Origin of the sequence: Flavobacterium sp. FlaQc-52 (genome assembly GCF_044007495.1) — a bacterium.
GTDB classification, from domain to species: domain Bacteria; phylum Bacteroidota; class Bacteroidia; order Flavobacteriales; family Flavobacteriaceae; genus Flavobacterium; species Flavobacterium cupriresistens.
The window spans coordinates 242598-253978 of the sequence record NZ_JBIPCV010000009.1 but is presented as its reverse complement, the minus strand read 5'-3'; the positions used below and the strand labels follow the sequence as shown (position 1 = coordinate 253978).

Below are 11381 nucleotides of genomic sequence, written 5' to 3'. Positions count from 1 at the left end.
ATTTATAGTGGAAAAACTTTATTCAAACATTAATCAGATCATTCACAATTACAAAAATTGTAAACGTCTAACCTGGTAACATACATAAATTTAATTTTGACCTTAGTAATTCCTCATTGGGAATCAGAATTAATCCGGTATCAAAAAAAGAGTAGGTTTAAAAATTTGGGAAGTATTTCATGCTGTTTATTTCATGCCAAAAACGGTCACTTCTGCTTTGCCATTTAAAAATCCTTTGGTGTCATACCAAAAATGAATGGCTTTGATTTTGCGTTTGCCTCCGCGAAGATCAATTACTCTGCTTTCTCCTCCTTTGGCGATATTTTGTCTTAATTCGATATTTTCAGGTGCCCCGCTCTCATAATCTACGACCATTTTTTGCATGTTAAGCGGCGAATCTGTCACCTTAAGTTTTAATTTTCTAAAGGAATCCCGATGGGTAACATCAAGCTTGTCATGATCGGCATTGTGTGTAACCGATCTGCTGCCTATCACACGCCAGGAACCGACATTATTATTGTTTACCACATTATTATTTTTTCTTATCACTTTTTGAGCAGTTGTCAATTGAACTGCCAACAAAATCATACCTAAAACTAGTATCTTTTTCATAACATTTATTTTTTACTATTAATCACCTTGACTCAAGGTCAACATGTGGTTTCGATTTTTCTACTTCAATTTCTTCAAATTAACATAGGTGAAAACGGCTGTTATCTTAAACATATTGGCATCTACATTCGACGGATTCGAAAAAACGCCGGCATATGACATATTAATTCCCAAAGGGGGTATAATTTGATAACCAACCGTCGCGCCACCGCCCAATGCATTTATTTTATTGTCTTGTTTAACACCGTCGTATTCTAATGCTCCTCCGTATTGGTATCTCAAATCTGCGCCGGCCCAGAATTTTTCTGTAAAATTATGAGTCAAGTGATTTTCGATAGCAAACAGCGGTTTTTGTTTGGTTTCTCTCGCCCGGGTTATAAAAGTAGGATCACTATTGGTCGTATACATTTGCACCGATGGGTAAACCTCTAACCACGTCACTCTTTTGGGATCCTTACTCAGATGAATATTCATCGGAAATCCCAATTCAAACGTAAATCGGTTACTCCCCAGATTCATCGCTTTATTTCTATCATAGGAACCGGAATACCAAGTTCTGAAATACCCCATCATCGAAAAAGTTTTATGCTGATACGCCACATATTCTTTAACATTCAGTGCGGGTTGATTTATTAATCCGTATTTAAATCCGATAAAACCATCCGCAAAACCTCCGGAACTTACGTCAATTGTTGACGGCAAATTGAGATTACTTAATGCGGCAGCATTTAAAGTTCCTGAAACATTACCCGGTACTGCATTTAACATAATCTGAGCAAAATTCCCACCCAAATTAAAATTATGAATCAGGGTAACAGGAAAAGCGTTAATGGTAAGGTCTGCTCCATTAACCAAAATATTAGCAGGGGTTATATTCTGATTCAGATGCATCCATTTGGGTATTAAACCCGTTGCTCCTGTTGGTCCCCATAAAAGCATTCTCGCACCATCTCCCTGCGCAAATGTATTTTTAAAAGAAAAGATCAAAATACCAATTAGTAGTATGTATTTTATTTTGTTTTTTTTCATAACCTCTTTTTTATTTTATCATTGAAAACAAAAATCTTATTGCCCTAATCCTACATCTTTTGGCGGATATTTTCTAAAGGTTGCCGCATGTCCTTTTGCCTCGGCAGCCATTACCGCAGTCCAAGCATTTAAACGATGTCCGACAGGCATTCTTTCTTTTGGATCTATGTATAAATTAAACAACCACGGCGCTAAACCCGGCTGACCTGTGTAGGAGAAATCGATATTCATCATGTCTCTTTCTGCATTGGTAAATTGAAAATATTCTTTGTATTCATACATTCGTATAGAAGAAAATTTACCTTCAACCCAAGTATAAACCCGATCTCTTTTGGACTCTCCTTTGTCTGCCAGTAAAAATGAAGTCTGATCTATGCCGTCAATATATCGGTCTGTAGGTATTTTGTTTGCAATTCCGGCAATATTCAAAGTGGTATTAAATAAATCCATCAGATCAAACAATTCGGCACTTTCTCTTCCCGGTTTGATCATACCTTTCCAATAAGCAATTCCGGGTACCCGTGTTCCACCTTCCCAAGCAGTTCCTTTTCCTCCGTGAAAAGGGGTATAACCGCCATCCGGCCAGCTATCTTCCTGTGGACCGTTATCTGATGTAATAAAAATAAAAGTGTTTTCTAAAAGTCCTTCTTTTTCCAATTCAGCTACCAATTCGCCAATTATGGCATCTACTTCAACAACCCCGTCTTTATAAGGGTATTTACTGGCGCTTTTGCCTTCAAATTCTTTGGAGGCAAAATTGTCGGCATGTACTTTCATAAAAGCATGTTCTAAAAAGAAAGGTTTACCGGATTTTGCGAACTCTTTTATTTTTTCGAGACTGTATTTTTTCAACGTCTGATCGCCTTCTGCAATATCGTCTGTACCTGTCGTCACTTTTTTGGTGATGATTTTACCTCCTTTAGTTCCAAACATTAAATCTTTTCCGGCGTCCAGTTTATTGTAAGCCGCTAACTTAAACGTATCCAAAACCAAATCCGGATACCGTCTTTTATCAAAACTTTGTGTAATTTCCTTTTCAGCAGCGTACCAGCCATACCATTCGTCAAATCCAACTTCGGTCGGGCGCATGCCTTCTAATTCTCCAATATGCCATTTTCCGCTTAAAACTGTTTTATAACCGGCCCCACTCAGAAGCGTTGGCAAACTGATTTCATCTGCCCAAGGGTTTTTGGTCAATTTATCACCTGCCAATATCGGACGGGTAAGTCCTGTTCTGTATGGAATTCGTCCTGTTAAAATAGCGGAACGTGTTGGTGTACAGGTTGGTTGTGAATAGGTTGAGGTTAGCTTTAAACCCTGATTTGCCAGTCGGTCTATATTGGGAGTAGCAGCACCTATTGAAGCGCCTCCGCCATAACATCCCGGATCACCAAATCCCATGTCGTCGATTACAAACCAAACAATATTGGGTGTTTTTCCTGTTTTCTTTTTTAGCGCTGCCAGCATATCTGCGGCGATTTTATCTTGCGCAGGATTAGGAATGGCAGGTTGCCAACTTTCTTTTCCTTCTATAATTTTTGCTTTGCTCAAAGGAGTAACCTGAGCTTCAGCCTTCAAAAAAAGCAGCAGTAAAAATGCAACTAAAAGAATCTTTCTCATTTGTTTTGGCTTAATTATTTTTAATCAAATCGACTTTTACCGAATTTATTTTTCCATTAAACGCAAAAGGAGCTTTATCAAAATAGCGTAACGAAACCGGTGAACCCAAATCAGTACCCACATCAAAAGTTTCGTTGGCACTAAAGGCTGCCGGAACGGTCATAGGTACTGTCCCACTGGCTGTTTCTGTACCGTCAATTTTCATGGTAACTGTTGCCGGCGCTAATGGTTTTGCAAGGACGGTTGTAATTTCAATAGTATGTTTTCCTGCTTTTAATTTTTCTTTAGATTCCAAAGTTGTTCTTTGTATAAGCATCATGTTGTACTCATAGACTACTTTACCATTTTCCATAAAGCAGGTCAGTCCCCCTCCGGCTCCGGCTAAAGCGTACAATACTCCGTTTGCATTTTCTTGAATATCAATATCAACAAGTACTTTATTGCTTTTTTTACCTAAACCCGGTGCGGCAAACTCGGGCATTCTGGTACTGGTTTGGCTAAAAGTCCAACTCGTATTGGGAGACGTAATTACATCTTCCGGATGCAAACGCAACCAGATTCCGGCACCAATCGGGAAGTCTTTATTACTACCCGCCTGATCTAAAAATACTTTTTCCATCTCTTGTACTTTCTTCGGATTTTTAGCTGCTAAATCGTTGTGCTGTGTATAATCTTTCGTCAAATCATACAATTCCCAAACATCTTTTTTAGAATCCCATTCTGCTAATCCTTTTTGTGCCGGAATCCATGGGTAAAGTGGTCCAAAAGTACAGGCGTACCAACCGTCTTTATAAATACCACGGCTACCGTTGTTATCAAAAAACTGTGTTTTTGGAGCTGGTTTGGCTTTAGGATCATTAAAAGTATATTTCATACTGATTCCATCCAGAGGAATTTGGTCAAAACCATTTACCACTTTTGGAGGTGTAATACCAAGTACATCATACAATGTTGGCACTAAATCATTGACATGGTGAAATTGCGAACGAGGCGTTTTATCAGGTTTAATTCCTTTTGGCCAGCTGATGATCAGCGGGTTTCGTGTTCCTCCAAAATGGGACGCTACCAATTTGGTATTTTTAAAAGGTGTATTTCCTGCCCAAGCCCATCCGGCATTGTACATATTATCAGTATGTGCGGTTCCTAATACATCCAGCCCGCCCAACTCTTTTAAAGTAGAAATTTGTTGTGCGATCGTATTCGGGATATTATTCTGAGCCAATAATTCGCTGATAGAGCCATTTTGACCTTCGGCACTACTACCGTTATCTCCCCAGATATAAATAAAAATGGTATTTTCTTTTAAACCCATTTCATCAATCTTGTCATAAATACGGCCTACCTGGCTGTCACAATGCTCTACAAAACCGGCGAAAATTTCCATCAAACGAGCCTGAAATGGTCTTTCACTTTCAGGAATACTTGCCCAGGAAGCCATTTTTTCGTTTCTTTCTGTGAGTTGTGCGTCTTTTGGAATCCAACCCATCGCTTTCTGACGTTTAAAAACCCGTTCTCTGTAGGCATCCCAGCCATCATCGAATTTACCTTTGTATTTATCGGCCCATTCCTTAAAAATATGATGAGGTCCATGACCAGCACCGGGAGCAAAGTATAAAAAGAAAGGTTCGTCCTGTGCAAAAGCTTTACGGTCTTCTAACCATTCGATCGCATTATCAGCCAAATCAACCGATAAGTGATAATTTTCTTTGTGTGGAGGTTCGATTGGCGTAAAATCATTAATCAATCGGGGTTCATATTGAGAGGTTTCGCCACCCAAAAACCCATAAAAATGCTGAAAACCATAATTAACCGGCCAGTAATCAAAAGGTCCCATTTTAGAGGTTTGATTCGCCGGAGTATTGTGCCATTTTCCAAAGGCTGAGGTTCTGTATCCGTAATTTTTTAATACTTCGGCTATAGTAGCCGCTTCTTTTGGAATAATTCCGGTATAACCATCCCAATCTACTGCACGTTCGGCGATTGTACCGTTTCCAACGCGGGTGTGATTGCGACCTGTTAAAAGAGAAGCTCTTGTTGGCGAGCATATAGAGGTAGTATGAAACTCATTGTAGGCAATACCATTGTTGTATACTTTTGATAAGGTCGGTGTGTTTACTTCTCCTCCAAAAGTAGAAGGCAATCCAAAACCAACATCATCCATTAAAACAATTACAATATTGGGTGCATCTTTTGGTAAATGGCTTGGGTATTTTCTCCTTACGTGTTTGCTTTCTGCCAATGATTCTCCGGCTATACTTGCTGTAGGCGGTTCAGGAAATGGAAGAACACTGCCGTCAGAAGGTCTTACTTTAGGAGTTTGATTTTCCTGACAATGAACATTCAAACCAACAAAAACAAACACAATGGAAAATAGTAATTTAATTTTCATATTCTATAATTTGGATTTTAGACCGATAAAATTTTAAATCACTGACTTTAAAAAAAGGAGTTGTCTTCTTTCAAAAAATGACTGTGTTTTTTTTACGCCACTATTATCGTTAAAATTAAGTTATTTAACTTTTTTTTAGTTTTCATTTCTTTTTAAACAGGTTTCATTTTATAATATGAAACAAGAAAACAATACAAAGAGCCCGTATTTTTCCACATTTCTAAATAATGGTTCTACATTTTCGTCTTCTTTCTTCTTCTTAGCAGATAAAGCCCAAAAGCTCAATTCGGATTGAATTGAGCTTTTGGGCTTCCCTTTTTTTTATATTTTTTTTAAAATGGCTATTCGTTAAGACAAAAAATAATTTTACAAAATGCGTTTCAGTTATTATTTTTTAGAATCTATTTCCAGAGTTTAATCTTTTTTGTGTCTACTTTTCTCTCACTTGATACCCCTTTCCTGCTCTGAAAAATAAACCGGATTGCTCTTTTTCAATTCTTTATTTTTTGAAAGAAGATGTCCTTCAATTCAAAAATCGCAAGAACATTAAAACATAAGATGATTACATCCGTAAAACAGTTTTATACGTATATCTATTATCTCATAAACATAACATTACTATCATATTCCTTTACTATCAGAATTAGAGTTTATTGTAGATGTGATATTCTTGTTATTATGTAATGGAACTGTGGTTTCAAAAAACATACAGAAATGAAATTCATTATCTCATTTGAAAATTTCTTTTAACCCCTTAAATATTAACAAATAGTGCAAAAAATTATGAAATGGTTTATTTACACTCTTTTAATTTCCGGATTGGGATTACTAACTTATGGTTTTATCTATCCAACTGAATACTTTTTGCATATTTATATTCACAACACCAATTATATGATTAGTTATGTTTACTTTGCTTTGATTGTTCTAATTATAGGAAGTACCTTTTATATCGGAAAAATTAAAAACAAGCAAAACTAAACCACTCTGTATTAAAATTATAAAGTCTTTTTTTTGAAGTAAACCCTGCAAAAATAATTTCTACAGGGTCTATATGCAATATTCACTCATAATACAACCTCATCGTTGTATTTTTTTATTTCATTAAAACAGAATAAATTGCACTTTCAGATTTTATCTTTTGTAATAAGCCACAATACTGGCCTTTGCCAGTGTTTGATTCCAAAGATTAAAACCAACTATAGCAGGATTTGTATTTTCAGTAACGCCCAATTTATCTGTTTTTAAAGCATAAACGGTTAGTATATATTGATGAAATCCATGTCCTTCGGGTGGACATGCTCCTCCAAACCCTTTTATTCCATAATCGGTTATACTTTGAATGGCCTCTTTTGGTGCCAGATTAAGTTTTATATTCCCGGCATTGGCTACCAATTCATTTACGTTTGCAGGAATATCAAATACGATCCAATGCCAAAACCCGCTTCCTGTAGGCGCATCAGGGTCGTACATCGTTATGGCAAAACTTTTTGTTCCTTCAGGAGCATTTTTCCAAAGTAATTGTGGCGATTGGTTACCACCGGAACAGCCAAATCCACTAAATTCTTGCTTTTTTGTAATTTCTCCTCCAAGGTCATTACTGGTTAGCGTAAATGTTTTTTGTCCAAAAAGGGTAACGGAGAAAACTAACGATAGTACCAGAATCAAATTTGCTTTTTTCATTTTGTTGCGATTTATAATTTTAAGCAAATTTAGATCGCATAGCCGTTTAGAAATTATAGCATCCGGTTCAAAAACTGTTGCTAAAAGCTCAAATTTTCTGATGGTGTTTTGGTGTGACCCCGTATTTTGATTTATAGGCCTGAATAAAGCTTGACAGGTTCTCATAACCGACTTCAAAATATATTTCAGAAGAACTTCTTTGCTCCTGATTGAGCAAAGAATGTGCATATTCTAATCTTTTGTTTTGAAACCATTTACTAGGTGATTCGGAATACTGTTTTTCAAATTCCCTTTTAAAAGTAGAAATACTCATATCACATAAAAAAGCCAACTCGTTTAAAGTTAATTTACTCAACTGGTTGCTCTCTACAATACGAATAAATTTTTGTGCCGGAACACTATTGTTTAAAGTTAGTGACAGCAGAAAATCTATTCCGCGTGTTTCTATCAGGTACAACATAATTTCTTCAAACTTAACTTCTAATAATACCCGCTGCGTATTTTTTGAAAGCTTTGAAATATCCAATAAACTATTGACAAATCCTTTTATAAACGCATCATATTCAAAGGAAAAAACCGGTTTATAATCAGTCGGTTCAATGCTGTTTAGTTTAAATTTTCGTATAAATTTCAGCAAAATGTCATTTGAAAAGAAAAGAAGTACACTCTTATAATTCTTGGTCTCAGAAAGTTTCTCTGTCATTAAACAATGACCTGATTTCATTATCAGGAACTTTGAATTAGTGATGGATAAAGACGAATTCTCCAAAACAATCTCTTTTGTACCTTCTACTAAAAAGCTAAATATGTTCTGGTTCAAAATGATCTGCTGCTTCGAAATTTCCTGCGTACTGTTGTAATCGAAAACTTGTACCGATTGTGAAGATTCAGCCAGAAGCTCATCAGGAATTCTAATTATGTTCATTCTATTTTTATGAAGTTTTATAAAAGGTAGTTACTTAAGCTGTTGGTCGTAATTCGAATAAATACGATTTACGGCGTCTGTTTGCTTATTTTTTCAATAGCCAAATTACAAAAAAAGACCTTGTAAAAACACATTCGACAGCTACAAGCACTAAACTTTTGCTTTCGGGTAATCGCAAATTCGGTTAGCTAAAAAAAGTAGTTGGTCGTTTCTCTGATTTATTTACAATTTGAAAATACTGTTTTACAATAAGTTAACTTTAAAGCACCAAAAAGTTTTATACTTTTAGCCTATTAAATCCTGAATTTCAGGAAACAGCAAAAACAGAACATCAAAAGTGATGCTTCTTTTTATCTTGAGATTCAATTGTTGCAAATTAAAAAGTTCGCAGAAAGCGGAAATTATCGCATTTCAAACAACGTCAAATTTGGTTTAACATTGGTCTGCTTAAATCATCATTAAACAAAGCAGAACTGTTTTTAATTGAAGATTTCTCTTTTTTGCGCCAGGACATTCTTTAAAATCCGATTATAAATACGCTTCTTTTTTTTCCAATTTTAAATTATAAGTATGAAAAAAATTTATGAAACAGAGACTCGTTTTGCCGAAACAGGAGATCGAAAAATTGCGTATCGCTCCTACGGCAAAGGAAAAACAATACTTTTCATAAACCGTTTTAGAGGAACACTCGACACCTGGGATCCTTTATTTATAGCTGCAATGGCTAAAAAATTTAATGTAATCACTTTTGATTATTCCGGCATCGGCTCTTCAACAGGAACTATGGCTCCTGATATAGCACTTGTCGCCAAAGATGTAAAAGATCTGGCCGATGCATTAAAATTGGGCACTATTATCGTTTTAGGATGGTCTTACGGTGGTTTGGTAGCGCAGGCTGCGACTTTATTATATCCAAATTTGGTCACACATTCTATTTTACTTGGAACAAATCCTCCCGGTAAAAACAAAGTTCCCCTTGAACCAGCTTTTTTAGATGTGGCGCTAAAACCACTAAATGATTTTGAGGATGAAATCATTTTATTCTTCGAACCAAAATCAGAAACCAGTCGTGCTGCTGCAAAAGTATCGCACGACAGAATCCATAAAAAAATCGACATCGGAAAAATCCCTTCTACAATGGACGTCTTTCAACTCTATTTTTCAGGAGGCGACAGTTTTCGGGAAGATATTTTAAACCTCAGAGAGCAGCTTAAAAAAACCAAAACCCCGATTTTAGTTATTTCCGGGGATCATGATATTAGTTTTGCGGTAGAAAACTGGTATCCCTTTATCAATCAAATGATCAACTCGCAATTAATCGTCTACTCTAAAACCGGTCACGCCCCCCAACATCAATATCCCGAACTGACGTCTAAATATATTATCAATTTCGTGAAATATACTTATTAGTTTTCAGTCGCAGTTTTCAGTCGCAACTTGAAACTTGAAACCTGAAACTAAAAGCCCAAAACTGTCAGGCTGAGCGGAGTCGAAGCCCTTTATAACTAACAAGCCTTCGACTCCGCTCAGGGTGACATTAATGCGTCTGAGAATGAAAACTGAACGCTGACAGAGAAAATAGTCTCAGTCTCAGTTTTCAGTCGAAACCTGAAACTTGAAACTTGAAACCTCAGACTAAAAACCTCAACTGTCAGGCTGAGCGAAGTCGAAGCCCTTTACTAACAAGCCTTCGACTTCGCTCAGGGTGACATCAATATGACCGAGAATGAAGACTGAGAGAAAAAATAGTCGCAGTTTTCAGTCGCAACCTGAAACCTGAAACCTGAAACTTGAAACCTGAAACTTGAAACTTGAAACTTGAAACTTCAGACTAAAACCCCCAACTGTCAGGCTGAGCGAAGTCGAAGCCCTTTACAACTAACAAGCCTTCGACTTCGCTCAGGGTGACATCAATGCGTCTGAGAATGAAGACTGAGAGAGGAAATAGTCGCAGTTTTCAGTCGCGACCTGAAACCTGAAACTTGAAACTTGAAACCTGAAACTTAAAACCTGAAATCCAAAACTAAAACCTAAGTCATCCTAAACTTAGCATCTTCCATTCTATGTCCTTTTTCCTCATCAGAAATGGCGTAGTTAAATCCGGATCTCAAGCTGTAACCTGCATGCTCCCCATTTTTATTCAATGCAATAAATCCGACTTGCAGGTATTCCATGTCTTTATGGTTTTTATGTTTGTTGTAAATACGTTCTGTGATTTCTTTACACGCTTCCAAAGGAGATTTCCCCTGACGCATTAGTTCGACTACCATCGCGCTTCCGGCAGTTCGGATTACGGCTTCTCCAAGACCAGTTGCTGCCGCTGCTCCTACCTCGTTATCCAGAAAAAGACCTGCACCGATTATAGGGGAGTCGCCCACGCGACCGTGCATCTTCCAGGCTGCTCCGCTTGTGGTACATCCACCTGAGAGGTTCCCATCCTGATCTAACATTAACATACTAATGGTATCGTGATTTTCTATGTTTATAACCGGTTTGTATTTAGAATCTTCCAGCCATTTTTTCCAGTCTTTTTCAGCTTCGGGAGTTAATAGATTTTCTTCTTTAAAACCTTCAGACAAAGCAAACTGAAGTGCTCCCTGCCCTGCCAACATTACATGGGGCGTATTCTGCAATACTCGTTTTGCTACTGAAATAGGATGCATAATTCCTTGCAGGAAACAAACAGAGCCACAATTACTATGGTGATCCATAATACAGGCATCTAAAGTTACTTTTCCTTCCCGATCGGGGTATCCACCATAACCAACGCTTCGAACTTTCGGATCTGCTTCAGGAATTTTCATACCGGCTTCAATGGCATCCAAAGGTGGTTTTCCTGCTTTCAATTGTTTCCAAGTTTCTTCATTAGCAGGTAAACCGTGATTCCATGTCGAGATAATTACCGGTTTCTTCTGCTTTTTTATTGGAGTATCAATTTCTTCTTCTTTGTTTTTTGCAAATCCGTTATAGCCCAAGACCGAACTTATGGCAAGCGTTCCTAAAGTTGTTTTTTTTATAAAATCTCTTCTGTTTGACATCTGTTTCCTTCTTAATTCAAGTGGTTAATTTCAGTATTAAAAATAAAAGCAAAAGTTAAGTAAATTTATTTTACTGACGGACAAA

Annotated in this window: 9 protein-coding genes; 2 read left to right on the top strand and 7 right to left on the bottom strand. The window is 37.0% G+C overall.

Annotated elements, in window-relative coordinates:
• Nucleotides 1-186: 186 nt before the first annotated feature.
• Genes ACHRV5_RS16635 through ACHRV5_RS16620 form a run of 4 tightly spaced genes read right to left on the bottom strand, consistent with a single transcriptional unit; the run spans nucleotide 187 to nucleotide 5650 of the window.
• On the bottom strand, nucleotides 187-612 hold the full coding sequence (locus tag ACHRV5_RS16635) for a hypothetical protein (protein ID WP_053004322.1): 426 nt from the start codon (nucleotides 610-612) through the stop codon (nucleotides 187-189).
• Between the two features lie 60 nt (nucleotides 613-672).
• Nucleotides 673-1641, bottom strand: a complete 969-nt coding sequence (locus ACHRV5_RS16630; RefSeq protein ID WP_047778672.1) for a transporter — start codon at nucleotides 1639-1641, stop codon at nucleotides 673-675.
• Between the two features lie 36 nt (nucleotides 1642-1677).
• Entirely contained in the window at nucleotides 1678-3261 is a 1584-nt protein-coding gene (locus ACHRV5_RS16625; RefSeq protein ID WP_395427480.1) for an arylsulfatase, read from the bottom strand.
• 10 nt (nucleotides 3262-3271) lie between these two features.
• Entirely contained in the window at nucleotides 3272-5650 is a 2379-nt protein-coding gene (locus tag ACHRV5_RS16620) for an arylsulfatase (protein WP_395427479.1), read from the bottom strand.
• 783 nt (nucleotides 5651-6433) lie between these two features.
• Between ACHRV5_RS16620 and ACHRV5_RS16615 the strand changes: the two genes are divergently transcribed.
• The gene (locus ACHRV5_RS16615) at nucleotides 6434-6631 is read left to right on the top strand and encodes a hypothetical protein (RefSeq protein ID WP_395427478.1); all 198 of its coding nucleotides are present in this window, start codon (nucleotides 6434-6436) and stop codon (nucleotides 6629-6631) included.
• Nucleotides 6632-6784: 153 nt separating this feature from the next.
• On the opposite strand, the gene ACHRV5_RS16610 is transcribed toward ACHRV5_RS16615, so the two are convergent.
• Together ACHRV5_RS16610 and ACHRV5_RS16605 are read right to left on the bottom strand one after the other, a co-directional pair.
• A complete protein-coding gene (locus ACHRV5_RS16610; protein ID WP_047778670.1) occupies nucleotides 6785-7333 on the bottom strand; it encodes a YbhB/YbcL family Raf kinase inhibitor-like protein in 549 nt (182 codons plus the stop codon).
• Between the two features lie 88 nt (nucleotides 7334-7421).
• On the bottom strand, nucleotides 7422-8258 hold the full coding sequence (locus ACHRV5_RS16605; RefSeq protein ID WP_395427477.1) for a helix-turn-helix domain-containing protein: 837 nt from the start codon (nucleotides 8256-8258) through the stop codon (nucleotides 7422-7424).
• A gap of 570 nt (nucleotides 8259-8828) precedes the next feature.
• On the opposite strand from ACHRV5_RS16605, the gene ACHRV5_RS16600 reads away from it, so the two are divergent.
• The gene (locus ACHRV5_RS16600; RefSeq protein WP_395427476.1) at nucleotides 8829-9668 is read left to right on the top strand and encodes an alpha/beta fold hydrolase; all 840 of its coding nucleotides are present in this window, start codon (nucleotides 8829-8831) and stop codon (nucleotides 9666-9668) included.
• Between the two features lie 620 nt (nucleotides 9669-10288).
• On the opposite strand, the gene ACHRV5_RS16595 is transcribed toward ACHRV5_RS16600, so the two are convergent.
• Nucleotides 10289-11296 (bottom strand): isoaspartyl peptidase/L-asparaginase family protein, encoded by a 1008-nt coding sequence (locus tag ACHRV5_RS16595; protein WP_395427475.1) that lies wholly within the window; start codon nucleotides 11294-11296, stop codon nucleotides 10289-10291.
• Nucleotides 11297-11381 lie beyond the last annotated feature (85 nt).

Excerpts from the sequence above, each read along its gene's own strand:
- ACHRV5_RS16635 (WP_053004322.1), bottom strand. The coding sequence starts at position 612 with ATGAAAAAGATACTAGTTTTAGGTATGATTTTGTTGGCAGTTCAATTG.
- ACHRV5_RS16605 (WP_395427477.1), bottom strand. The coding sequence starts at position 8,258 with ATGAACATAATTAGAATTCCTGATGAGCTTCTGGCTGAATCTTCACAA.
- ACHRV5_RS16610 (WP_047778670.1), bottom strand. The coding sequence starts at position 7,333 with ATGAAAAAAGCAAATTTGATTCTGGTACTATCGTTAGTTTTCTCCGTT.
- ACHRV5_RS16615 (WP_395427478.1), top strand. The coding sequence starts at position 6,434 with ATGAAATGGTTTATTTACACTCTTTTAATTTCCGGATTGGGATTACTA.
- ACHRV5_RS16600 (WP_395427476.1), top strand. The coding sequence starts at position 8,829 with ATGAAAAAAATTTATGAAACAGAGACTCGTTTTGCCGAAACAGGAGAT.
- ACHRV5_RS16595 (WP_395427475.1), bottom strand. The coding sequence starts at position 11,296 with ATGTCAAACAGAAGAGATTTTATAAAAAAAACAACTTTAGGAACGCTT.
- ACHRV5_RS16625 (WP_395427480.1), bottom strand. The coding sequence starts at position 3,261 with ATGAGAAAGATTCTTTTAGTTGCATTTTTACTGCTGCTTTTTTTGAAG.
- ACHRV5_RS16620 (WP_395427479.1), bottom strand. The coding sequence starts at position 5,650 with ATGAAAATTAAATTACTATTTTCCATTGTGTTTGTTTTTGTTGGTTTG.
- ACHRV5_RS16630 (WP_047778672.1), bottom strand. The coding sequence starts at position 1,641 with ATGAAAAAAAACAAAATAAAATACATACTACTAATTGGTATTTTGATC.